At 62.0% G+C, this 22,165-nt stretch carries 21 protein-coding genes and 1 pseudogene; 10 read left to right on the top strand and 12 right to left on the bottom strand.

The annotated features are described in order from the left end of the window. Positions 1–25 precede the first annotated feature (25 nt). Together AC07V9_RS17095 and AC07V9_RS17090 are read left to right on the top strand one after the other, a co-directional pair. Entirely contained in the window at positions 26–916 is an 891-nt protein-coding gene (locus AC07V9_RS17095; RefSeq protein WP_495016932.1) for a sensor histidine kinase, read from the top strand. Beyond that, on the top strand, positions 913–1,572 hold the full coding sequence (locus tag AC07V9_RS17090; protein WP_495016847.1) for a response regulator transcription factor: 660 nt from the start codon (positions 913–915) through the stop codon (positions 1,570–1,572). The genes AC07V9_RS17095 and AC07V9_RS17090 overlap by 4 nt, the downstream gene beginning before the upstream one ends. Positions 1,573–1,689: 117 nt before the next feature. Here the strand turns inward: AC07V9_RS17090 and AC07V9_RS17085 are convergent, their stop codons facing one another. The 5 genes from AC07V9_RS17085 to AC07V9_RS17065 all read right to left on the bottom strand — a co-directional run bounded on the left by AC07V9_RS17085 (position 1,690) and on the right by AC07V9_RS17065 (position 5,238). Then, positions 1,690–2,169, bottom strand: coding sequence for a VOC family protein (locus AC07V9_RS17085; RefSeq protein ID WP_495016846.1), 480 nt, complete (start codon positions 2,167–2,169; stop codon positions 1,690–1,692). Positions 2,170–2,252: 83 nt separating this feature from the next. Further along, positions 2,253–3,008 carry a GGDEF domain-containing protein gene (locus tag AC07V9_RS17080; RefSeq protein WP_495016845.1) on the bottom strand — a complete coding sequence of 252 codons (756 nt, stop codon included), beginning with the start codon at positions 3,006–3,008 and terminating at the stop codon, positions 2,253–2,255. 14 nt (positions 3,009–3,022) lie between these two features. Next, positions 3,023–3,409: a DUF1987 domain-containing protein gene (locus tag AC07V9_RS17075; RefSeq protein WP_495016844.1), complete on the bottom strand. Its 387-nt coding sequence runs from the start codon at positions 3,407–3,409 to the stop codon at positions 3,023–3,025. An 18-nt stretch (positions 3,410–3,427) separates the two neighbouring features. Then, positions 3,428–3,997 (bottom strand): SiaB family protein kinase, encoded by a 570-nt coding sequence (locus tag AC07V9_RS17070; protein WP_495016843.1) that lies wholly within the window; start codon positions 3,995–3,997, stop codon positions 3,428–3,430. A gap of 2 nt (positions 3,998–3,999) precedes the next feature. After that, positions 4,000–5,238 carry a SpoIIE family protein phosphatase gene (locus tag AC07V9_RS17065; RefSeq protein ID WP_495016842.1) on the bottom strand — a complete coding sequence of 413 codons (1,239 nt, stop codon included), beginning with the start codon at positions 5,236–5,238 and terminating at the stop codon, positions 4,000–4,002. Between the two features lie 226 nt (positions 5,239–5,464). On the opposite strand from AC07V9_RS17065, the gene AC07V9_RS17060 reads away from it, so the two are divergent. Then, positions 5,465–7,174 (top strand): amidase, encoded by a 1,710-nt coding sequence (locus tag AC07V9_RS17060; RefSeq protein ID WP_495016841.1) that lies wholly within the window; start codon positions 5,465–5,467, stop codon positions 7,172–7,174. Positions 7,175–7,352: 178 nt separating this feature from the next. Beyond that, a complete protein-coding gene (locus AC07V9_RS17055) occupies positions 7,353–8,102 on the top strand; it encodes a creatininase family protein (RefSeq protein ID WP_495016840.1) in 750 nt (249 codons plus the stop codon). An 11-nt stretch (positions 8,103–8,113) separates the two neighbouring features. Here AC07V9_RS17055 and AC07V9_RS17050 read toward each other — a convergent pair whose 3' ends face one another. After that, complete coding sequence (locus AC07V9_RS17050; protein WP_495016839.1) at positions 8,114–8,977, bottom strand: aldo/keto reductase family oxidoreductase; 864 nt, start codon at positions 8,975–8,977, stop codon at positions 8,114–8,116. A gap of 125 nt (positions 8,978–9,102) precedes the next feature. Between AC07V9_RS17050 and AC07V9_RS17045 the strand changes: the two genes are divergently transcribed. Together AC07V9_RS17045 and AC07V9_RS17040 are read left to right on the top strand one after the other, a co-directional pair. Next, positions 9,103–9,999, top strand: a complete 897-nt coding sequence (locus tag AC07V9_RS17045; RefSeq protein ID WP_495016838.1) for a LysR family transcriptional regulator — start codon at positions 9,103–9,105, stop codon at positions 9,997–9,999. 133 nt (positions 10,000–10,132) lie between these two features. Further along, on the top strand, positions 10,133–11,326 hold the full coding sequence (locus AC07V9_RS17040) for an MFS transporter (protein WP_495016837.1): 1,194 nt from the start codon (positions 10,133–10,135) through the stop codon (positions 11,324–11,326). Between the two features lie 4 nt (positions 11,327–11,330). On the opposite strand, the gene AC07V9_RS17035 is transcribed toward AC07V9_RS17040, so the two are convergent. Next, positions 11,331–12,326: a LysR substrate-binding domain-containing protein gene (locus tag AC07V9_RS17035; protein WP_495016836.1), complete on the bottom strand. Its 996-nt coding sequence runs from the start codon at positions 12,324–12,326 to the stop codon at positions 11,331–11,333. Positions 12,327–12,329: 3 nt separating this feature from the next. On the opposite strand from AC07V9_RS17035, the gene AC07V9_RS17030 reads away from it, so the two are divergent. From AC07V9_RS17030 to AC07V9_RS17020, 3 genes are all read left to right on the top strand, one after another. Beyond that, positions 12,330–14,672 carry a putative bifunctional diguanylate cyclase/phosphodiesterase gene (locus AC07V9_RS17030; protein WP_495016835.1) on the top strand — a complete coding sequence of 781 codons (2,343 nt, stop codon included), beginning with the start codon at positions 12,330–12,332 and terminating at the stop codon, positions 14,670–14,672. Then, a complete protein-coding gene (locus AC07V9_RS17025) occupies positions 14,660–15,553 on the top strand; it encodes a phosphate/phosphite/phosphonate ABC transporter substrate-binding protein (RefSeq protein WP_495016834.1) in 894 nt (297 codons plus the stop codon). The genes AC07V9_RS17030 and AC07V9_RS17025 overlap by 13 nt, the downstream gene beginning before the upstream one ends. Positions 15,554–15,685: 132 nt before the next feature. Next, entirely contained in the window at positions 15,686–16,456 is a 771-nt protein-coding gene (locus AC07V9_RS17020) for a class I SAM-dependent methyltransferase (protein ID WP_495016833.1), read from the top strand. A gap of 99 nt (positions 16,457–16,555) precedes the next feature. On the opposite strand, the gene AC07V9_RS17015 is transcribed toward AC07V9_RS17020, so the two are convergent. The 3 genes and pseudogenes from AC07V9_RS17015 to AC07V9_RS17005 all read right to left on the bottom strand — a co-directional run bounded on the left by AC07V9_RS17015 (position 16,556) and on the right by AC07V9_RS17005 (position 18,608). Then, positions 16,556–17,422 (bottom strand): NHL repeat-containing protein, encoded by an 867-nt coding sequence (locus AC07V9_RS17015; RefSeq protein ID WP_495016832.1) that lies wholly within the window; start codon positions 17,420–17,422, stop codon positions 16,556–16,558. A gap of 25 nt (positions 17,423–17,447) precedes the next feature. Further along, a pseudogene (locus AC07V9_RS17010) lies at positions 17,448–17,672 on the bottom strand (manganese efflux pump); the annotation flags it as partial. Positions 17,673–17,693: 21 nt separating this feature from the next. Then, entirely contained in the window at positions 17,694–18,608 is a 915-nt protein-coding gene (locus AC07V9_RS17005; RefSeq protein WP_495016831.1) for a LysR family transcriptional regulator, read from the bottom strand. A gap of 144 nt (positions 18,609–18,752) precedes the next feature. On the opposite strand from AC07V9_RS17005, the gene AC07V9_RS17000 reads away from it, so the two are divergent. Further along, positions 18,753–19,157, top strand: coding sequence for a RidA family protein (locus tag AC07V9_RS17000; RefSeq protein WP_495016830.1), 405 nt, complete (start codon positions 18,753–18,755; stop codon positions 19,155–19,157). A gap of 219 nt (positions 19,158–19,376) precedes the next feature. Here AC07V9_RS17000 and AC07V9_RS16995 read toward each other — a convergent pair whose 3' ends face one another. Together AC07V9_RS16995 and uvrB are read right to left on the bottom strand one after the other, a co-directional pair. Then, positions 19,377–19,889 carry a GNAT family N-acetyltransferase gene (locus AC07V9_RS16995; protein ID WP_495016829.1) on the bottom strand — a complete coding sequence of 171 codons (513 nt, stop codon included), beginning with the start codon at positions 19,887–19,889 and terminating at the stop codon, positions 19,377–19,379. Positions 19,890–19,937: 48 nt separating this feature from the next. Then, a complete protein-coding gene (uvrB, locus tag AC07V9_RS16990) occupies positions 19,938–21,953 on the bottom strand; it encodes an excinuclease ABC subunit UvrB (RefSeq protein WP_495016828.1) in 2,016 nt (671 codons plus the stop codon). Between the last annotated feature and the right edge of the window lie 212 nt (positions 21,954–22,165).

Genomic DNA, 22,165 nt, shown 5'->3' with positions numbered 1-22,165 from the left:
TAATTATCCGATGGCTTCATCCGCTATGCATGGCAGCAACAAGACCTTCAAGTTACGGACTATGGGCGCAAACAGGATGCTTCGGTGGGTGGCTATATTGTGTCTGGCAACATCGGCGTGTAATGCCATTGCCTGGTTTTTCGACAATGGCGTGCCGAATGGCCTGGCACTGCTCAATGTTCTGGCATTTGTAACAGTTGCCTATGGCCTGAGTCGCCCCAGCCAGACCATTCAGTTCCAGCCTCAGGAACTGGCCGATCACATGCTGCAGGTTCAGGAAACCGAGCGTCATCGTTTGAGCCGTGAACTGCACGACGACATCGGCCAGATGCTGACTGCCGCCAAGCTGCAGAGCGAATGGATGCAACGCCGAGCCACCGAGGACCTGCAGCCTCACTGCACGATGCTCAACAACATCCTCGACGAAACCCTGGCCAAAGTGCGGGACGTCTCGGCCATCCTGAATCCGCGCCAACTGACCAGCCTGGGTCTGGAAGCCAGTCTGCGCGCGCACCTGCTGCGCACGCTGGCCGACACCTCGATCCTCTGGAGCCTGGAATGCCATCAGCGGCTGGCCGGGATTCCCGAGGAAATGGCTGTCGCGGCGTTTCGCATTACCCAGGAAGCCGTCACCAACATGCTTCGCCACGCTCAGGCGAAGAACCTGCTGGTGCGCATCCAGCGCCGCCCGGACGGCTTGGCCTTGAGCGTTACCGACGACGGCGTGGGGTTTTCTCCGGCTGCCGATCCGGGTCAGCAAGGCCAGCGCGGCATGGCCGGCATGTCCGAACGCGCCGCCCTGCTCGGCGGCCATCTGACCGTCGACAGTCAGCCCGGCCAGGGCACGAATATTCATGCCCTGTTCCCCTGGGCGCCCCGCGCCCGCGAACGCGCCGAGATAAATAAGCACTCATGATCTGCAATCTTCTTCTGGTCGACGACCATGCATTGATCCGCGCTGGCGTCCGCGCTCTGGTCTCCGACATTCCCGGCTATCAGGTGATCGGCGAGGCAGCCGACGGCAATCAGTTGCTGGAAATGACCCTGGACCTGAAACCGGACATCATCCTGCTCGATATCTCCATGAAGGACAGCAACGGCCTGGATGCCCTGGAGCGCCTGCACAGGGCATTGCCCCACAGCAAGGTGCTGATCCTGTCGATGCACACCGATCCGCAGATGATCATGCGCGCGCTGGAAGGCGGCGCTCATGGCTACCTGCTCAAGGACGCCACGGCGACTGAAATCGAACAGGCGCTGCAAGCCCTGCGCAATGACGAACGCTACCTGAGCCCGGCGATTGCCCACACAGTGATCAATCAGGCACTGATCAGCGCGCACTCGAACAAACCTGACACCGTGGAAAACCACAACCTGACCGCGCGCCAGCTGGAAATCCTGCGCCTGATCGTGCGCGGCAAATCCACCCGGGAAATTGCCAACGGCCTGAACCTGAGCGTCAAGACCGTCGAGACCCACCGCTCCCAGATCATGAAACGCCTGCAGATCTACGATGTGGCGGGTCTGGTGCTGTTTTGCGTGCGTGAGCAGATCATCAGTCTGGATGATTGAGATCTGAAGCGCCACCTACGTTGACACAGGCCGTCATTGGTATCGAGCATGTGCGGGGCTGTCATGGGCCGTCCTGAATCTTCGCCATCATGGTGATGAAGACCCCGCCTACGCCCGCTAGCCTCTGACGGCGGCCTCAATCGCGGCGATGTCGATTTTGGTCATGTTCATCATCGCCTCGAAGGCCCGTTTGGCCACCGCTTTGTCCTTGTGGGTGAAGGCCTCGGTCAATACGCGCGGGGTGATTTGCCACGACAGCCCCCACTTGTCTTTGCACCAGCCGCAGACGCTGGCTTGGCCGCCGTTGTCGATGATGGCGTGCCACAGGCGGTCGGTTTCTGCCTGATCGTCTGTCGCGACCTGAAACGAGAACGCCTCGCTGTGCTTGAATTCCGGGCCGCCGTTGAGGCCGATGCAGGGGGTGCCCATGACCGTGAATTCCACCGTCAGCGCATCGCCTTCCTTGCCGGACGGGTAATCGCTGGGGGCTTTGTGAACGGCCTGGACCGCGCTGTCCGGGAAGGTCCTGGCGTAGAAGTTCGCGGCATCCAGCGCGTCACCGTTGTACCAGAGACAGACCGTGTTCTTGCTGACCATTTCAGTTCTCCAGAGTCGGGAGGTGAAGAGATCAGTCTAGTCCCGGGATCGGTACGCTGGGGGCGGCTCAGACGGGCTGCCCGTCAAGCTCCTTGTTCGGCGACTTCCACGCGATTACGCCCTGCCCGTTTGGCCTGATACAGCGCCGAATCCGCCAGACCGTATGCCGTGTCGAAACCGGTGCCCTGAGGGTTGGCGCTGACGCCGAAACTGGCGGTGATGGAGCGATTGACCGGATGACCGAACACGTGATCGGCGATGGCTTGGCGCATCGCTTCGGCCATGCGCAGCCCCGCTTGGAGTTGCCCGGCCGGGATCAATACGGTGAACTCCTCGCCGCCTACCCGCCCGATTGCGCCGTCGTCGCCGACGATGCGTCGCAGGCAGGCGACGATGCCTTGAATCACCGCATCGCCCGCCGGGTGGCCGAACTCGTCGTTGACGTGTTTAAAGTGGTCGATGTCGAGCACGATCAGCACCGCCCCTCTGCTGAGCAACGCTTGAGCGGTCATGTCGATGATCGCGCCACGGTTCAGCACGCCGGTCAGGGCGTCATGGGTGGCGCGGTATTCGAGCTGGCGGGCGAGGGTCTGCAGCTGCGCGTTGAGGGCGTTCATCTCGCGCTCTGCACGGTCGCTGCGACCGATCAAACGTCGCGTTTCGCGCATCAGGCGTTCGTAATGGGTTGCCAAGCCTGACAGCGACTGGCGATAGACCTGCGCGTGCGCCTCGGGCAAGGCCAGAATCGAACGCACCTGCTCCAGGGCTTCGGCTTCGCTGGTGAACAAGTCCGGAGCCGGTTCGCTGGAAACGCCTCGAGAAGCGACGGAAGCTGCCATCTCCAATACCCTCTTCACGTGGTGATCGGACAGTCGTTGAAGACGATCGAGGTGAAGTCAGCCTTGAGCTCCTCACCGAACTCGAAAATGGTTTCGTCTTCTTCGTCGTAATACCAGTTCACTTCAATGCGGTTGCCGTCCTCGGCGGCCTGGTCCAGCGCATCGAAAATACTGAACAGCATCTTGGTGCTGGAGCTGTTGAAATAGGCCAGTGCAATGTTCGCGGTAATCGCCGCGCTTTCCTTGCTCGCCAGGTAGGTGCGCAGTTGCTGCACGATGGGCGCATAAAAGGCGGCGGCGTTTTCCGGGTAGGACTCGCCTTTCATCGACAGCAGATTCTGGTCGAAACGAAAGTCGATTTCCGGCGAGGTGGCCGTTGCTTCGATGTAGAAGTTGTCCATGGCTAAGCGTCGCTCAATTCAGATAGTGGCTTTAAGGCAAAACAGCGTCGTGTCAGGGTCATCGGCGCGGGGATGAAAGTCGAACTCCAGCGGCGCACTGGCATCCCGGGCCATGGTCAGGAAACCCAGGCCTGCGCCCTTGCTGTCCTCGGGCGTTTCAGAGCGCAGGGTGACTTTGTAGGCTTGTTTGATTTCATCAAGGGACATATTGCGCAGCGGTTCGAGTTTCTCCCGCAAACGCTCTATGTCGGCAGTGGCAATCGGGTTGGCGCAGAGCATCAGGTGGCGCTCGCCGTCGGTGCTGATGCACACCGCGCCCTGACGCAGACCGGATGCCTCGGACACCGACGCACTGAGGGCATCGGAGGAGTAATGAATGATGTTCTGCGAAAGCTCCACGAACGAGGAAAACAGCTTGCGCCGCGTAGGGCCGCTGACCCCGGAAATTTCCAGCTGCAGCTTCACCACTTCGGCCATGGCCGAGATGATGTGATGGGTGAAATAGCCCATGTGGTAGAAGATCACATTGCGCTGTTGGGCCAGATCGAAAAATGTGCAGTCCTGTTGGGCGGTCGCTGAGTTAAGCATCATCATTCCTGAATACGGGCACAGAAGAGGGTCAGGTCGTCGCGACGGGTCTGTTCGGCCTGCCACACCACCAGCGCCTGGCGCAGGGCTTCGCAGATGGTGGTCGAGGGCTGGTCGCGGCGCTCGAGAAGAATGTCGAAGGCCTTGCGCTTGCCGAAGGCAATGCGTTTGGGGCCGCCGATCTGGTCGATCAGCCCGTCGGTGGCCACGAACATCAGGCTACCCGGCTGCATCTGCACGGTGCTGAGCGACCACTGATAATCGAAATCGCTGCCCACGTAGCCCACGCCCATGCGCCGCCCGGCCAACGTATCCAGCTGATCGGCACCGGGGTTGAGCACGTGCAGGGCCATGCGCGCGCCGGCGAAGGTCAGCACGCGGGAGGCGTTGTCGAACCAGAAGAACGCAGCGTCCAGGCCATCGTCGGACTCCGGCGTGCCATCGAGGCCGTTGACCTGACCGAGCATCTCCTTGACGCCGCGATTGACCGCCGACAACAGCCGCGCCGGATCACGCGGGCCGATCTGCCCCAGGGCTTGAGTGAGCGAAGACGATGCGATCAAGGTCATGAAAGCGCCCGGCACGCCATGCCCGGTGCAGTCGGCGATAGCGCCGAACCAGCCTTCGGGGTAGGCGCTGAAATGATAGAAATCGCCGCCGACCACATCCCGCGGCTCCCACAGCAACGAGGCGTCGCCCAGGGTTGAGGTCAGCGCCTCGCGGGACGCTCGCAGCATGGCGCGCTGAATGACGCTGGCGTATTCGATGCTCTGCATCATCTGGCGGTTTTTCTCGGCCTGCATCGCCGCGACCACCGCCATCAGCTCCAGACCGTTGCCAAGTCCTGCGAAACGGCCATCGCGGGTGACGATGAAACCGTCGGCCAATGCCTTTTCGCCGAACTCCACGGTCTTGAAGGTCAGCGCTTCGATGCTCATTTGGGCATCGACCACCAGCGGTTCCTTGTCCATGAAAGCGATGCAGCTTTTCTTGTCGTAAAGCTCGCGATGAAACGGCTTGGCCATCTGCGAAAGGAAGATATTGCGGTTGATCAGGCCGATCGGACGATCCCCCTCGAGCACCGCCAGGCAGGCCCGCTCCCGGTGCGCGCTGAAGATCTCCATCACACGATTGTTGGTGCAGTCCGACTCGATGCCGGGCACCTCGTTGCACAGATCACCGGCACAACGGTGATCTCTGGGCAGCTTGGGCCGCGTAAAGGTGAAATGTTCTGCCTGCATGTCCGTACTACCGAGCCAGACCAAAGCAAGCACGGTAGCAACGTGATGTTAAGATGATGTTACAAAAACCCGCCTCTGCCTCCATTGTCCGACTTGGTGTTAAATACAGCACCCGGATTACACCTACAGCCTGTTCCAGCCCTCATCAGAGAACAGGCCATGAAACGGAGAGCACAATGAAAAGCCCATCCAAGACCTCTCACATTTTTACTCTGGCGGTGAGCGCATGATCGAAGTCACCGAAGTTTCCATCGCTGACCTGCGCGCCGCACTGGAGTCGGGCAAGACCACTTCGGTGGAGCTGGTCAAAGCCTATCTGGCGCGCATCGACGCCTACGACGGCCCGAACACCAGCACAGCGCTCAATGCCGTGGTGGTGCGCAATCCCGAGGCGTTGAAAGAAGCCGAAGGCGCCGACGCACGTCGTGCCAATGGCCAGACCCTCGGCCCGCTGGACGGCATTCCCTACACTGCCAAGGACAGCTATCTGGTCAAGGGCCTGACCGCAGCCTCGGGCAGCCCGGCCTTTGCCAAACTGATCGCTTACCGTGACGCCTTCACCATTGAGCGCCTGCGCGCTGCCGGGGCTATCTGCTTGGGCAAGACCAACATGCCGCCCATGGCCAACGGCGGGATGCAGCGCGGCGTCTACGGCCGCGCAGAAAGCCCGTATAACGCTGATTACCTCACCGCGCCCTTCGCCTCAGGCTCCTCCAACGGCGCAGGCACAGCGACCGCTGCCAGCTTCGCGGCGTTTGGCCTGGCCGAAGAAACCTGGTCCAGCGGACGGGGGCCTGCATCCAACAACGGCCTGTGCGCTTACACCCCGTCGCGAGGTGTGATTTCGGTGCGCGGCAACTGGCCACTGACGCCGACCATGGACGTGGTCGTGCCCTTCGCGCGGACCATGGCCGACTTGCTGGAAGTGCTCGACGTGGTGGTCGCCGAAGACACCGACACCCGTGGCGACCTGTGGCGTTTGCAGCCCTGGGTGCCGATTCCGCCGGTTGCCTCGGTGCGCCCGGCGTCCTACACCGAGCTGCTGGTGAACAGCGAGGCATTGGCTGGCAAGCGTCTGGGCATCCCGCGCATGTACATCAATGCCGACGCTGAGGCCGGCACCAGCGAAGCCCCGGGCATTGGCGGCCCCACCGGGCAACGCATCCACACCCGCCCGTCGGTGATCGGTTTGTGGCAAGCAGCTCGCAAAGCCCTGGAAGCGGCAGGCGCGCAGGTGATCGAAGTGGACTTCCCGCTGGTGTCCAACTGCGAAGGCGATCGTCCCGGCGCGCCGACCGTGTTCAATCGCGGCATCGTCTCCAAGGAATTCCTGCACCACGAACTGTGGGACCTGACCGCTTGGGCATTCGATGATTTCCTGCGCGCCAACGGCGACCCGCAACTGAACCAGCTGGTGGACGTCGACGGCCCGAAAATTTTCCCCCACGACCCCGGCACCCTGCCGAACCGCGAGGGCGATCTGGCGGCGGGCATGGACGAATACGTGCGCATGGCCGAGCGCGGCATCACCCCGTGGAGCGAGATTGAAACGTTGCCCGACGGCCTGCGCGGGCTGGAAAAAACCCGCAAGCTGGACCTGGAAGACTGGATGGACTCTCTGGGGCTGGACGCGGTGCTGTTCCCGACCGTGGCCGATGTAGCGCCTGCCAATTCGGACGTCGATCCGGCCTCTGCCGACATCGCCTGGAGCAACGGCGTCTGGGTCGCCAACGGCAACCTCGCCATCCGCCACCTGGGCGTGCCGACCGTGACCGTGCCGATGGGCGTGATGCCCGACATCGGCATGCCCGTGGGTCTGACGTTCGCCGGCCGCGCCTACGACGACTCGCAACTGCTGCGCCTGGCCGCGGCGTTCGAGTCCACCGGCAGCAAGCGCCAAGTGCCGCCACGCACGCCGCCGCTGTCGTCCCGGTAATCGCGCAGAACACCGAAGCCTCCCACAGGCGCAGCATCACCTGTGGGAGCACGGCGGGAGCAACGCTACCGGCCCATACACCCGAGGTGTTTTTTGCACCCTCCTCCCCGCCTGTGACATTCTCCCTCGACCTGCCTTGCCGTCATCAACAACGGCCCTGCCTGAACGAGGACCTGACATGCTTCTCCATCTGTCGACATGGCGCGAGATCGAGCACTTCCTGACGCGCAGCCGCACCATCGTTGTTCCCATCGGTTCCAACGAGCAGCATGGCCCCACCGGCCTGCTGGGCACCGACTGGATGTGCCCGCAGATCATTGCCGAAGAAGCCCAGAAAGACGCCGACATCCTCATCGCGCCGACCTTCAACATCGGCATGGCCCAGCACCATCTGGGCTTTCCCGGCACCATTTCCCTGCGCCCCTCAACCTTCATCGCCGCCATTGGCGACTGGACGCGCTCGCTGGCGGGCCACGGGTTCGAAAAAATCCTCTTTCTCAATGGCCACGGCGGCAATATCGCCTCGATCGAAGCCGCATTCTCGGAGCTGTACGCCGAAGCGAGCTTTGCCCGCCGCCCCGCAGGCTTTGCGCTGAAGCTATACAACTGGTGGGATCTGGAAGGCGTCGGCAAGCTCGCCCACGAGCAATTCCCCGTCGGGCACGGCTCTCACGCCACGCCATCGGAAATCGCCGTGACGCAATGGGCCTACCCCGACGCAATCAAGTCGGCCGACTACTCCCCGCCAATCGCCCCGACCGGGCCGATCCGCGAAGCGCGCGACTTCCGTGCGCGCTTCCCCGATGGTCGTATGGGCTCGGACCCTGCACTGGCGACCCCGGAAAAAGGCGGCGAACTGGTGAGACTGGCGGCTAAGGGCCTGGTGAAGGAAGTGCAAGCGTTCAGCCGGGAATCGCTGCCCGGCTGAATCGCAGCGCCTCAAGCCACAGCGTCGAGCTCGGCCACCCACTCGGGCGCGATCTTCAGCTCGCTGGCGGTGAGGTTCTCGCGCAAATGCGCCACCGAAGACGTGCCCGGAATCAGCAGAATGTTCGGCGCCCGTTGCAGCAGCCAGGCCAGCGCCACGTTCAATGGCGAGGCGCCCATGCGCTGAGCCACGCTGGCCAGCACGTCCGATTGCAGGGGCGAGAAACCACCCAAGGGGAAGAACGGCACGTAGGCGATGCCCTGTTTGCCGAGGTCGGCGATCAGCTGTTCATCGGCGCGATGGGACAGGTTGTAGTGGTTCTGCACGCAGGCCACGTTCGCGATGCTCTGGGCCTCAATCACCTGCAGGCTGCTGACGTTGCTCAGGCCCAGATGACGAATCAACCCCTGCTGCTGCAGCTCGGCCAGCGCGGTGAAACCCTCGGCAATCGACTCTTCACCTGGCGAATGCAGGTTGCCCCACACCCGGAAATTCACCACGTCCAGCACGTCCAGCCCTAGGTTGCGCAGGTTGTCGTGCACCGCACTGGTCAGTTCGGCAGGGCTGTGCGCCGGGTTCCACGATGCATCTTCCCCACGCACCGCGCCGACCTTGGTGACGATGGTCAGGTCGTCAGCGTAGGGATGCAGCGCCTCGCGAATCAATTGATTGGTGACGTGGGGGCCGTAGAAATCGGACGTGTCGATGTGGTTCACGCCCAATGCCAGGGCCTCGCGCAGCACGGCGATGGCGGCTTTCGGGTCCTTGGGCGGGCCGAACACGCCGGGGCCGGCCAGTTGCATGGCGCCGTAGCCCATGCGGTTGACAGTCCGGTCGCCGATCTGAAATGTGCCTGCTTTGCTGGCGTCGCTCATGTCGTGTGCCTCTATGAAAGTGAGTCCAGCCACTATAAGCGTTGACCCGCCGCGCGATAATGGGGTGCAATCGGCACAGGTTGTACGGCTGATCGAACAATCGGCATCCACATCGGGCGGCAAGCATGGCAGCGGATATTCAGGATTTGATGGCCTTCGTGGCCGTGGTCAAGGCAGGCGGCTTTCGTGAGGGCGCGCGGCTCAGCGGCAAATCGGCATCGAGCCTGAGTGATGCAGTGCGGCGCATCGAATCGGGCCTGGGCGTGCGCCTGCTCAACCGAACCACCCGCAGCGTGGCGCCGACCGAGGCCGGGGCGCGATTGATGGAACGCATCGTGCCCGCCCTGGCTGAAGTGGAATCGGCACTGGACGTCGTCAACGATTTTCGCGACCGCCCCTCCGGCACCCTGAAACTCAACGTCCCCGCCAGCGCCGCCCGCCTGGTGCTGCCGGCGATCATTACGCCCTTTCTGCAGGCCCATCCCGACATCCAGCTGGAAGTCATCGTCGAAGAAAGCTTCGTCGACATGCTCGCCGCCGGTTGCGACGCCGGCATTCGCTACGACGAGCGCCTGGAGCAAGACATGATCGCCGTGCCCATCGGCCCGCGCTTTCAACGTTTTGCCACAGCAGCCTCCCCGGCCTACCTCGCCGCCCGAGGCGTCCCGCAACACCCGCGCGACTTGCTCGACCACGCCTGCCTGCGCGGCAAATTCCCCAGCGGCTCGATGCCCCTGTGGGAATACGAAAAGAACGGCGAAACCGTCCGCGTCGACCCCACAGGCCCCCTCGTCATCCGCATCGCCGGCGCCATCGACCTCGGGATCCAGGCCGCCCTCGATGGCCTCGGCGTGATCCACCTGTTCGAAGACTGGCTGCGTCCGCACCTGGACAGCGGCGCCCTGGTGCCCATCCTTGAACCCTGGTGGCAGACCTTCAGCGGCCCCTTCCTTTATTACCCCGGCCGACGCTATCTGCCCTCGCCGTTGCGGGCGTTTGTGGATTTTGTAAAGGCGCGTTGATACAAGCGACAGAGTTGCGGGTAGACGCCTACAGCGAGACCAGAGCCTTCCCACCTGGGTGTTTATTGACCCGCCGACCGAGCGGGGTACGCTGCAGATACCCTCTTATCACACCAAGGCAAAGGAACTGCCCATGTCGGACACGCTGGCCCAAGCCCGTCCTCATCACAAAAATGCTGTGCTGCTTTTACTGCTATCGATGGGCCTGCTCAGTGTATTCCCACTGGACGTCATCCTTCCGTCCTTCCCTGCCTTGTCCACACGCTTCAATACACCCTCCGCCAGCATCGCGCTGTCCATCAGCCTCTTCGCCATCGGTTTTTCACTATCGCAATTTTTTCTCGGGCCGCTCTCGGACAGGCTGGGCCGCAAACGCCTGTTGATCATCGGCATGCTGGTATCACTCGCAGGTGCTGTGGGTTGTGCATGCAGCGCGGCGTTTTCGAGCTTCATCTTTTTCCGCATCGTGCAGGCTATTGGCTGCGGTTGTTTCGTGTTGAGCAATGCGTTGGTTCAGGACCTTTTCAGCAGCGACGAACGTGATCGCGTGAGGATCTTGATGACAACGGCGAGCGGTGTGTTTATCTCGACGTCCCCTTTGCTGGGCACGCTGCTTGAACGCGTGTTCGGCTGGACCGGCAGCTTTTATCTGTTTGCGCTGATCGCAGGGTTGGTCCTGATCCACGCGGTTTCAGTATTGCCTGCCTCGCTCACCAATCCTTCGGCAGCGCGATTCTGGGCGTCCTGCGGTGGCATTATCTCGAACGGTCGATTTATGGGATTTTCCTTGATCGCCGCCATTGCCTTCACCTGCCACTTTTCCTTCATTGCCATTTCGCCGGTCGTCTTTCTCGTCGACTTCGGCCTCACGCAACTTCAGTTCTCTTTGGTATTGCTCGTCTACGGCGCCGCTTATGTTGTGGGCGGTGTGATGGCCAGCCGTTTGCAGAAGGTCATCAGTCACGGGCAACAACTGAAAACGGGGCTTGCGCTGATTGCCCTTGCCGGGCTGGTGCTGATGGCTTTGCATGTCGCCAGCGAGGGCAGTTATCTCACCCTTCTGTTGCCCATGGTGATCTGCACCACCGGAACGACCATCGCTCGCCCTGCTGCAACCTCGCGGGCGATGGAGATTTTTGCCCATCAGTCAGGCGCAGCCGCGTCGATACTCAACACAACGGTCTTTGTCATCGGCGGGATCATGAGCGCGCTGGCAAGCGTCGCGGTCGCCAATTTCGAAACGGTGCTCGCAGGCGGGTTTTTGGTGATGAGCGGGGTTGGCTGGGTGATCGTTCGACAGCTCTATCGGTCTGGAAAACAGCCATAACCCATTATTCCCGACGCCTCGCCCCTATCATCTCGTACAATTGCTGGGCCGCCGCCGACAGCACCCGCCCTCGCCGGCGTATCAGCCCCACCGTGCGGCTGACGACCGGGTCTGTGAGCGGGACGCTGACCAGTATCGGGTGATCGTCGTCGGGCATCGCCAGGCGCGGGACGGCGGCGATGCCGACGCCGGCTTCGACCAGGCTGACGACGCTCATCACGTGGCGCACTTCGCAGAACGAACGTGGCAACTCGGGGCTTTGCGCCAGGGCCAGGTCGAGCAGCAGGCGATTGCCGCTGGCTTTGGCGACGCTCATGTAGTCGTACTCCTTGAGCTCAGCCCAACTGACCTGCGGGCGCTTTGCCAAAGGGTGATCGCGGCGGCAGGCGACGACGAAAGCCTCTTTGAGGACGGGCTCGAATTCAATGTTGGCTTCCTGCACGCCGATGTAATTCAGGCCGAAATCCGCTTCGCTGCGCACCACACTCGAGAGCACGTCACTGGCGCCGTCGTCCATGATGCGGATGACGATGCGCGGGTATTGTTCGTGAAAAGCGCGCAGCACCTGGGGCAGGAAATAGCGCACCACCGATGGCACGCAAGCCACGGTGACTTCGCCACTCATGTGCCCGGCCACTTCGCCCAGGCCGATCAGCGACTCATCGAGGCTGTTGAGGATGTTCCGCGCCTTGCGGGCGAACTCGCGGCCGAATGCGGCTGGGCCAACACCGTCAGCACCAAGCAGGACTATCGCGAGATCACCGAGGGCCTCGGGACTCGCTACGAGGCGGCATTGAACACCTACAAGCCCTTCGCCTGCGGCATCGTGATTCACCCGGCGCTGGATGCGGCGATCCAACTGCGCAATCAGAACACGCTGAGCAACGATCAGATTGTCTACGCCGGGCAGTTGATCGACAGGTGCAGACGGCGCCTGGACAGTCACGAAGTCGTCACAAACTAGTATTATTCTGCCACTACTTTGCGGCAGGAAATTCATGCAGTGATCCGCCGATCTTTCTCCTCTCTGAGCTTTCTGCAATGGCTGCTGATGTCGCTGTGCGCCGCGACGCTGGTGTTTCTCTGGGCGTTGTATTTCCAGCAGAAAGCCACCTCCCGTCACGAAGCCCTGGCTGCCAAATCCGCTGAACACCTGAACCTGGCCACTATCGCTGCGGAAAATCTGCGTCAGCTGGTCGACCGCGCCCAGGCCATTGGCCGGGTGACCCGGGGTGACATGGACGACCTCGGCCAGCGCCATCGCGGACTGGTGCGCATGCTCGCCGAAGACCCGGTGTTCAAGCGCATGAGCCTCTACGACAGCGACGGCGCGCTGTTCTCGGCCAGCCATTTCGACGAACCTCAGCAATTGCCCCGTGAGTGGCTGGCGCAGTTGCAGCAACACGCCGAACACTTCGGTTACAAGGCACTGCTGCCCAACGCGCTGCCCGCGCAGATCAACCCCGCCCTGCCCAGCTGGCGCCTGCCGTTCCTGTTGCCGCTGGTCGACTCTTCCACCGGGAAAATGGACAGCATCCTCGTCGTGCAGCTGGATGTGGGTTATCTCGCAGCGCTGTTCGAGCACATCGATCTGGGCCAGAGCGGCATGATGCGTCTGCTCGACAACGAAGGCCACGAGCGGCTGCGCATCAGCAACAGCGGCGTGGTCGTGGCGGGCGCGACAATGACGCCGGAATTGAGCAGCGGCGGTGAAGTGACCGGCATGCTGGCTCAGCGCGGCGGCGCCAGCGATTACCAGAGCATGTTCCTGCGGGTGCCTCAGCGCGGCTTCAGCGTGATCGTCAGTCAGACCCACGACGAAATCCTCGCTTCATCGCGGCTCACCTACGAGCGCCAGCTGTGGCTGAACCTGTGCATGACGCTGTTGATTCTTGGCAGTCTGATCTGGACTCTGCGTGTTTTGCGCAAACGCCAGGAAGCCTTCAACGCGCTGGAGCAGGCTCAGCAGGTCAATCAGGAACTGATCGATCGTCTCGAAGACGAACACCGCCGCAGCAGCCACGCCGCCGCGACCGACCACCTGAGCGGCCTGCACAACCGTCGCCAATTCCTCGAAGTCGCCGCCAGCACCCTCTCCAGCCAGCGCGGCAAGCGGCGGCTGATGGCGATTCTGTTCATCGACATGGACCGCTTCAAATCCATCAACGATTCGCTCGGCCACAAAGTCGGGGACATGCTCCTGCAAGCGGTGGCCGGCCGCATTCAGCGCATGCTCGACCCCGATGACGAAGCCGCACGCTTTGGCGGCGATGAGTTCGTCGTGCTGCTGGCCGGCGAGCGTTCCGAAGAGCAGATCGATGCCTGGGTGCGCTTGCTGGTGCACAAGCTGTCGGCGATCTACTCCCTGGGCGAGCACGAAATCACCACCAGCCCCAGTGTGGGCGTGAGCATCTGCCCGCGCGACGGCCAGGATGTCGAGGACTTGATTCGCAGCGCCGATGCCGCGATGTATTCAGCCAAGCGTGCGGGCCGGGGTCAGTACCGTTTCTTCGACCCGTCGCTGAACGTCGCCGACGTCGAGGAATTCATTCTCGAACAAGCCTTTGGCAACGCCTTGAGCGAGCGTCAGTTCGTGCTCCATTACCAGCCGCAGGTTCGTCTCGATGCCATGGTCGTCGACGGTTACGAAGCGCTGGTGCGCTGGGAGCACCCCGAGTTCGGCCTGCTGTACCCGGACCGCTTCATTTCCCTGGCCGAACGCAGTGGTTTCATCATCGAACTGGGTTGGGAGGTGCTGCGCCTGGCCTGTGAAACTCTTGAACAGTGGCAGGTTCAGGGCCGCCTGTTGCGCCTGGCGGTCAACGTCTCGGCGATCCAGCTGCATCAGGCCGATTTCAGCGACCGTGTGCTGAAAAAACTCGTACGCCATGGCATCGCGCCGCACTGGCTGGAACTGGAGATCACTGAAACCACCCTGCTGGATCAGGAAGGCCGCGCCATCGAACACCTGCAGCGCCTGCGCGATGCCGGCATGAACATCAGCCTCGACGATTTCGGCAAAGGCTACGCCGGTTTTGCTCACCTGCAGTCGCTGCCGCTGACCAAGCTGAAGATCGACCGCACGCTGATCGCGCCGCTGTCCAACAGCCCGGACGACAGCCCCATCGTGTCGTCCACCATCATCCTGGCCAAGCGCTTGGGGCTGATTGTGGTGGCTGAGGGCGTGGAAACACGCGAGCAAGTGGTGTGCCTGAAACTCGCCGGCTGCGACGTGGCTCAGGGGTATCACTTCGCTCGCCCGCTCGCCCCCGCGCAACTCGCCGAATACCCCCCCTTTATGGACGCCGCCCACATGGATGCCGCGCAAACCCCATGCCTGCTGTAAGACGCCTTGCCGCCGTGCTGATGGGGGTGATGCTCAATACCGTGCTCATGGCCGGCAACGTCCAGGCGCAATGCGCGCATCAGCAAAGCCTGCGCATCGCCGTCATTCCCAAGAAAAGCATGGACGAGCTGTTCAAGGAGCAGAAACCCCTGCTCGACCGGCTCAGCCGCGCCACTGGCCTGCCCGTGGAAGTGGTGCCCTCCTCGTCCTACGAGAGCGTGGTCGATGCCATTGTCTCTGGCGGCGTCGACATCGCCTGGCTGGGTCCGGCGTCGTACATGCTGGCGTACCAACGTGACTCGCGCATCGAGCCGTTCGCCAGCCTGACCATCCGCCACGGCTTCTTCACCCCTGCCGGTCATCACTATCAGGCGCTGTTGCTGGCACGCAGCGACGTCGCCAACGATCTCAACGCCCTGCGCGGCAAGCGAGTGGCGCTGACCGACCCGGCCAGTACCTCAGGCAGCGTGATCCCCAACGCCGAGTTTTCCGCCCAAGTCGGTATGCCGCTGGCGCAGTTCTTCAGTTCGATTGCGTATTCCGGTTCTCACGACAAATCCCTGGACGCACTGATCAGCCGCAAGGCCGATGCTGCATTCGTCTCCAGCGTGCGCGCCGACGAGTACCTGAACAACGGTCTGATCACCCGCGACACCTTCAAGGTTCTGTGGCGCTCGGAGCCAATCTACTACGACCCGTTCGTGTTCAGCGGCAGCCTCTGCCCGCGCCTGAAGACTCGCATTCGCGCCGCGATGCTCAACGATCAGCAAGGCCTGGCGCAATTTCTCGAAGCTCAGAAAGCTTCCGGCATCGTGCCGGTCAGCCACGCTGAATATGCGCCGTTGTTGCGCATGATGCAGGCCACGCCGGGCTTGCAGTAACTGAGTTCCAACACCCGTCGCAACCTTTACCGGTTAAATGAAGATTGCGACACCAACGCTTCTGCGGGCTGATCAGCGCCAGAATTTACCGCATAATGTGCCCGCCACTTTTCCACGAAGAGGATGCTGGGCATGTCGGTCGTTCACAAAGCAGCGCAAGTGGGATTTTCGACGCAAGCAGGCACATACACTCAGGGGCGCCCGGATTACCCGGATGCGTTGAGCAACTGGCTCAGGCACACCCTGGCCATCGACGCCCAGGCCTGGGTGGTCGACCTGGGCGCCGGTACAGGCAAGTTCACCCGGTTGCTCGAACCGTTGACCGAACATCTGACCGCGATCGAGCCGGTCGAGCCCATGCGGCAGGAGTTCGCCAAGGGCCTTCCCGACACCCCCATCCTTCACGGCACCGCACAATCTCTTCCGCTTGCCGATGCCACCGCCGACGCGCTGGTCTGCGCCCAGGCCTTTCACTGGTTTGCCAACGAAGCCGCATTGGGCGAGATTCATCGAGTGCTCAAGCCCGGTGGCCGACTGGGGCTGATCTGGAACGTGCGCGATGAATCGGTGGACTGGGTCGCCGAGATCACCCGCATCATCACGCCGTATGAAGGCGACACCCCGCGTTTCCACACTGGCCAGTGGCGCCAGCCGTTCGATGGACGCTTGTTTGCTTCGCCCGAACTGACTTGCTTCAACTACAGCCACAGCGGCCCGCCGGAAACCGTGATCATGAACCGCTTTCTGTCGGTGAGTTTCATCGCCGCGCTGCCTGAAGCGGACAAAGCCATCGTCACTGCACAGTTGCGCGAGCTGATCAAGACTCACCCTGCCCTGCACGGTCGCGAAACCATTGATTTCCCTTATCAGACCCAGGCCTACCTGTGTCGCCGGCTGCCTTGAACCAAGGAAAACACCATGAAAATCATCCGCACCAAAGCCTTCACCGAGCAAAGCTGGCGCGAGGGCCGCGTGGCAGTCCTTGCCCAGTAAAACCCAGGCTCAAAGTGGTGCCGGGGTCAGCTCCAGAATCCGGTCACGCCCGCCCTCGGCCAACAGGTACGTGCCCCGCGCGGTGGGAATGATCGACTGCGGCGCCTTGAGGAACGACACAATGGTGTGCCGCTTGCCCTGCGGGTCGATCAATAACAACCGGGCGCGATGAGTGGCGTCTTCACTGATCCACAGGCCACGCGGGTCGCACATCAGGAAGGTGGGCTGATTGAAACCGCTGAATACCACGGGGTCGTGGCCATCTTCGGTCAGCTGGTGGATCACGCCCTTTTCCTTCTCGGTGTAGAGCATGCGGCCATCGGTGCAGCGGGTAATGGATTCGGTTTCCGAGAGCCCGGCGCGCAGCACCGTCAGTGAGCCGTCGCCCCAGTGATAGCGCAGCAAGCGGCCATCGCCCTTGCGGTCCTCAATGGCGTAAAGGTCATCGCCCTCGTTCCACAACCCCTGCACATCGGCGCCTTTGAACAGCTCGGTGACCTTGCCGTCCTTGAAGAAATTCACCATCGCGCCGTCGACTTCCTGGCTGAACACCCAGCCGCCCCGCGCCGCGATCATGCCATCGGGTTTTGACAAACCCTCGACCAGCGTTTCCCGCTGGCCACTGGGCCGGATGCGCACGATGCTGCCTTTGCCGTCGCGCAGTTCCTGGCTGACCACCAGCGAGCCGTCCTCGCTCACCACCATGGACGCCGCTTTCGGCACGCCCTTGTGCAAGACATCAACGCGCCAGCCATCGCTGGCCTGCACCGGGAAGAAGCTTTGCCAGGCGAAGAAGCCGAGGGCCGCGAGAACGATCACGCCCGGCACCGCCAGCATCAGTGTGAGGAAGCGACGTGGCGCGCGTGTGGGGGTCATGCTTTCAACTGCTTTATTCATCGAATCAGACTGCCGACAGGTGCTCGTAGAGGATGGTTGAGCCGACCATTATCAACACAATGCCGCCAACAATCTCGGCGCGTTTGCCCACCACCGTTCCCAGCACGCGGCCCAGCATCACGCCGATGGTCACCATGACCGTGGTCGCAATGCCGATCGCCATGGCCGCCACGACGATATTCACGTCGACGAGCGCCAGGCCCACACCGACGGCCAACGCGCCGTCACTGCAAGGCATTGCCCTCACCATTCAACGCATCTGCGGCGCAAGCCCCGCCATCAGTTCGACGACCCAGTCGATGAACACCCGCAGCTTGAGACTGATGTGCCGATTGGGCGCATAAGCCACGAACATCGGCATCACCTCCAGTTGCCAGTCCTCGAACAGCGGCACCAGTTCGCCCTTCTCCACTGACGTTTTGGCCATGTAGGTCGGCAGCCAGAGCACGCCCATTCCCGCCAGGCCAGCGGCGATGTAGGCATTTCCGTCGTCCACTGCCAGCGCATAGCGGCTCTGCACCTGAATGGTTTCGCCTGCGCGGCGCAGGATCATGGGGAACAGCTTGCCGGTGCGCGCCCAACGGTAACCGACAATGCGGTGATGGGGCTCTTCCAGCTCGCGAGGGTGGCTCGGCGTGCCCACTGTGCGCAGGTAATCCGGGGCGGCGTAGACACCCAGTTGCAGGTCGCCAATGCGCCTCGCCATCAGCGACTGGTCCTTGAGCTCGCCGCCGCGCACCACGCAGTCGACGTTTTCGCCGATCAGATCAACCATGCGATCGCTCACTCCCAGATCGATCTGGATGTCCGGATAGCGGGCATGAAAGGCAGGCAGCGCCGGAATCAGAATGAACCGCGCGAACGGGCTGGGCACGTCGATCCGCAGTCGTCCGCGTGGCAAAGTGGCGGCGCTGGACAGGCTCGTTTCAGCGTCATCGACATCGGCCAGCACCCGCACCGCACGCTCGTAATAGGCAGCACCATCGGCCGTGACGTTGACCTTGCGCGTGGTGCGGTTGAGCAGCTTGACCCGCAGGCGCGCTTCGAGCTGCTGAATCAGCTGTGTGACGCTGGTCTTGCTCATATGCAGCGTGTTCGCAGCCTTGGTGAAACTGCCGGTTTGAACCACACGAACGAACGCCTGCATTGCATCGAAACGGTCCATTACGGCTCCCGGAATCAGCATGATTGTTTGCAATGACCAAACAGTGCTGATCAAGGTTGCTCGTTTATCCGTCCCGCGCAAGCCCTTTACAGTCACGCCATCGTTAATGATGGGTCAACGTTGACCCGCTATTGGAGGCTGCACATGACTGTACGTGACGTTGTTTTCCCACCGGGTCGCCAAGCGCTTTACGAGATCAACCGCTACTCGCCTGCGATCAAATCCAATGGTCTGCTGTTTGTGTCCGGCCAGGTCGGCAGCCGTGAAGATGGCTCACCCGAGCCTGAACTCAAGGCACAGGTGCGACTGGCATTCACTAACCTCAACGCAATCCTCAAAGAGGCCGGCTGCACCTTCGACGATGTGATCGACGTCACCGTGTTTATCGTCGACCCGCAGCAACGGTTCGAGGAGATCTGGAGCGTCGTGCCGGAGTTCTGGGGCCAGGCGCCACACCCGACCGTCACGGCGGTGGGCGTGACTTGGCTCTATGGGTTTGATTTCGAAATCAAGGTCATTGCCAAGCTGCCGGAAACAGGCGCGGTCTGATGACGGGAGGCTGAGCTTGGTAGGACGGCGATCAATGTGGGCGGCCCTCTCAACGTCTGGCCTACACCCTGTGGGAGAATTCATTCGCCAGAGGCGGGCACATCCGACACATTTCTGTCGTCTGTACTTATGTCTCGCGAATGAACTCGCTCCCACAGGACGCTGGCCAAATACATTGTTGTGGTGGTTTTGATGTCTGGTTTCACTCTCACGAGGAATTTACCGCCTCGCTCGATAAACCAGACTCGCCGCCTGCCCCGGCACATCGTTCAGGGTGTCGATGCGTTGCATGCCGACCTTCTCCAGCACCCGTATCGATGCATGGTGCTGGGGCCTGACGATGGCGTAGACCTCGGGCACTGCAAGCTCAAGCAAGCCGTAATCGAGCGCCGCCTGGCTGAGCTCGGTGGCGTAGCCCTGCCCCCAGGCCTTCACGCCGAAGCGGTAACCCAGATTCAGGCGCTCGACTTGCAGGTACTTGCGCGCATCGATGCCGCCGAAACCGATCACCGCATCCGGCGCCTCGCGGGTGGCGATCGCCCATTGCCCGTAACCCTTGATCTGCCAGTGCGCCATCCAGCCATCGAGCAGCCCCTGCGCCTGCTCGATGCGGGTCAGTGGGCCTGAGGGATTGAACTGGTTCGTCGCCGGATCGCCGTAAATCGCGAACAAGTTTTCCAGATCGTCCGGGGTCGGTGCTCTCAAGATCAGTCGTTCGGTGGTTCGTGGCATCACACTACCCTGTCTGATGAAAAGCCATGGGGCTACAGGTCCAATGCGCTAAACCGCCAGCAACCGCTCGCGCATCTTGGCGATTTCGTCGCGCATCTGCGCCGCGGCCTCGAATTCCAGGTCGCGGGCGAGTTGGTACATCTTCTCTTCCAGCTGGCGAATGCGTTTGTTGATCTCGCTGGGCGAGCGCAACTCGGCTTCGTATTTGGCGTTCTCCTCGGCGGCCTTGGCCATGCCCTTGCGCTTCTTGCTGCGCGAGCCGGGCACGGTCGCGCCTTCCATGATGTCGGCCACATCCTTGAACACACCCTTGGGGGTGATGCCGTGGGCGAGGTTGAAAGCGATTTGTTTTTCACGACGGCGCTCGGTTTCGCCGATGGCGCGCTCCATGGAGCCGGTGATGTTGTCGGCGTAGAGGATCGCTCGGCCATTGAGGTTACGCGCCGCACGGCCGATGGTCTGGATCAGCGAGCGCTCGGAACGCAGGAAGCCTTCCTTGTCGGCATCGAGAATCGCCACCAGCGACACTTCCGGCATGTCCAGACCTTCACGCAGCAGGTTGATCCCCACCAGCACATCGAAGGTGCCCAGACGCAAATCGCGGATGATCTCGACCCGCTCCACGGTATCGATGTCCGAGTGCAGGTAGCGCACGCGCACGCCATGGTCGGCCAGGTAATCGGTGAGGTCTTCGGACATGCGCTTGGTCAGGGTGGTGACCAGTACGCGCTCTTCCAGCTCGACGCGCTTCTTGATTTCCGAAAGCAGATCATCGACCTGAGTCAGTGCCGGACGAATCTCGATCTGCGGGTCGACCAGGCCGGTCGGCCGCACCACCTGCTCGACCGTACGCCCTGCGTGCTCGCCCTCGTAAGGGCCGGGGGTGGCCGACACGAAGATGGTCTGCGGGCTGACGCTCTCCCACTCATCGAAACGCATGGGCCGGTTATCCAGCGCCGAGGGCAGGCGGAAGCCGTATTCCACAAGTGTCTCCTTGCGCGAGCGGTCGCCTTTATACATGGCGCCGACCTGCGGCACGCTGACGTGGGATTCGTCGATCACCAACAGCGCGTCCGCCGGCAGGTAGTCGTACAAGGTCGGTGGCGGCGCGCCGGCCGGACGACCGGAGAGGTAGCGCGAGTAGTTTTCGATGCCGTTGCAGTAACCCAGTTCGAGGATCATCTCCAGGTCGAAACGGGTGCGCTGCTCAAGGCGCTGCGCTTCTACCAGCTTGTTGGCGCCGCGCAGGTATTCCAGGCGCTCCTGCAGCTCGACCTTGATGCCTTCCATCGCGTCCAGCAGGGTTTCCCGGGGCGTGACGTAATGGCTCTTGGGGTAGAAGGTGAAGCGCGGCAGCTTGCGAATGACCTCGCCGGTCAGCGGGTCGAAGGCCGACAGGCTCTCGACCTCATCGTCGAACAGCTCGATGCGGATCGCTTCCAGGTCCGATTCCGCCGGGAAGATGTCGATCACGTCGCCACGCACGCGGAAGGTCGCACGGGCAAAGTCCATGTCGTTGCGGGTGTACTGCAAGTCGGCCAGGCGACGCAGCAAGGCGCGCTGGTCCATCTTGTCGCCACGATCGACGTGCAAAACCATGCGCAGGTAGGTTTCCGGGCTGCCCAGACCGTAGATGCACGACACCGTGGTGACGATGATCGCGTCCTTGCGCTCAAGCAAAGCCTTGGTCGCCGACAGACGCATCTGCTCGATGTGATCGTTGATCGAGGCGTCCTTCTCGATGAAGGTGTCCGACGACGGCACATAGGCTTCGGGCTGGTAGTAGTCGTAATAGGAGACGAAGTACTCGACCGCGTTGTTGGGGAAAAACGCCTTGAACTCGCCATACAGCTGTGCCGCCAGGGTCTTGTTCGGCGCCAGCACCAGGGTCGGGCGCTGCACCTGCTGGATCACGTTGGCGATGCTGAAGGTCTTGCCCGAACCGGTCACCCCGAGCAGGGTCTGGTGCGACAACCCGGCGTCGATGCCTTCTACCAACTGACGAATCGCCTCCGGCTGATCACCGGCCGGCTCAAAACGGGTAACGAGCTGAAACTCGGACATGACGTACCTCTGTGTTCGCCTCGCCCCGAAACAGGATCGGGACAAGGCGTGATGAGCGCGGACGACTGCTCTCGCCAGGAGAAAAGGCGTTCGAAGAAAAGATGATGGGACTACAGATGGTGTTCATATAACCAGCTTTCAAGCCGTCATCAGGACATTAGTCCGCGCGACATGACTAATGGTCGAAAATAATCGGAAAAACCCGGAAAAAA

The organism is Pseudomonas sp. GW821-FHT02A11, from assembly GCF_059421985.1.
Note: the sequence above shows the minus strand (reverse complement) of the source record. Positions and strands in the feature narration are given on the sequence as shown.

What these genes read in the sequence shown, in the direction of transcription:
- AC07V9_RS17095 (WP_495016932.1), top strand. Translation starts at nt 26, where the DNA reads ATGCATGGCAGCAACAAGACCTTCAAGTTACGGACTATGGGCGCAAAC.
- AC07V9_RS17090 (WP_495016847.1), top strand. Translation starts at nt 913, where the DNA reads ATGATCTGCAATCTTCTTCTGGTCGACGACCATGCATTGATCCGCGCT.
- AC07V9_RS17085 (WP_495016846.1), bottom strand. Translation starts at nt 2,169, where the DNA reads ATGGTCAGCAAGAACACGGTCTGTCTCTGGTACAACGGTGACGCGCTG.
- AC07V9_RS17080 (WP_495016845.1), bottom strand. Translation starts at nt 3,008, where the DNA reads ATGGCAGCTTCCGTCGCTTCTCGAGGCGTTTCCAGCGAACCGGCTCCG.
- AC07V9_RS17075 (WP_495016844.1), bottom strand. Translation starts at nt 3,409, where the DNA reads ATGGACAACTTCTACATCGAAGCAACGGCCACCTCGCCGGAAATCGAC.
- AC07V9_RS17070 (WP_495016843.1), bottom strand. Translation starts at nt 3,997, where the DNA reads ATGCTTAACTCAGCGACCGCCCAACAGGACTGCACATTTTTCGATCTG.
- AC07V9_RS17065 (WP_495016842.1), bottom strand. Translation starts at nt 5,238, where the DNA reads ATGCAGGCAGAACATTTCACCTTTACGCGGCCCAAGCTGCCCAGAGAT.
- AC07V9_RS17060 (WP_495016841.1), top strand. Translation starts at nt 5,465, where the DNA reads ATGATCGAAGTCACCGAAGTTTCCATCGCTGACCTGCGCGCCGCACTG.
- AC07V9_RS17055 (WP_495016840.1), top strand. Translation starts at nt 7,353, where the DNA reads ATGCTTCTCCATCTGTCGACATGGCGCGAGATCGAGCACTTCCTGACG.
- AC07V9_RS17050 (WP_495016839.1), bottom strand. Translation starts at nt 8,977, where the DNA reads ATGAGCGACGCCAGCAAAGCAGGCACATTTCAGATCGGCGACCGGACT.
- AC07V9_RS17045 (WP_495016838.1), top strand. Translation starts at nt 9,103, where the DNA reads ATGGCAGCGGATATTCAGGATTTGATGGCCTTCGTGGCCGTGGTCAAG.
- AC07V9_RS17040 (WP_495016837.1), top strand. Translation starts at nt 10,133, where the DNA reads ATGTCGGACACGCTGGCCCAAGCCCGTCCTCATCACAAAAATGCTGTG.
- AC07V9_RS17035 (WP_495016836.1), bottom strand. Translation starts at nt 12,326, where the DNA reads ATGAATTTCCTGCCGCAAAGTAGTGGCAGAATAATACTAGTTTGTGAC.
- AC07V9_RS17025 (WP_495016834.1), top strand. Translation starts at nt 14,660, where the DNA reads ATGCCTGCTGTAAGACGCCTTGCCGCCGTGCTGATGGGGGTGATGCTC.
- AC07V9_RS17020 (WP_495016833.1), top strand. Translation starts at nt 15,686, where the DNA reads ATGTCGGTCGTTCACAAAGCAGCGCAAGTGGGATTTTCGACGCAAGCA.
- AC07V9_RS17015 (WP_495016832.1), bottom strand. Translation starts at nt 17,422, where the DNA reads ATGACCCCCACACGCGCGCCACGTCGCTTCCTCACACTGATGCTGGCG.
- AC07V9_RS17005 (WP_495016831.1), bottom strand. Translation starts at nt 18,608, where the DNA reads ATGGACCGTTTCGATGCAATGCAGGCGTTCGTTCGTGTGGTTCAAACC.
- AC07V9_RS17000 (WP_495016830.1), top strand. Translation starts at nt 18,753, where the DNA reads ATGACTGTACGTGACGTTGTTTTCCCACCGGGTCGCCAAGCGCTTTAC.
- AC07V9_RS16995 (WP_495016829.1), bottom strand. Translation starts at nt 19,889, where the DNA reads ATGCCACGAACCACCGAACGACTGATCTTGAGAGCACCGACCCCGGAC.
- uvrB (WP_495016828.1), bottom strand. Translation starts at nt 21,953, where the DNA reads ATGTCCGAGTTTCAGCTCGTTACCCGTTTTGAGCCGGCCGGTGATCAG.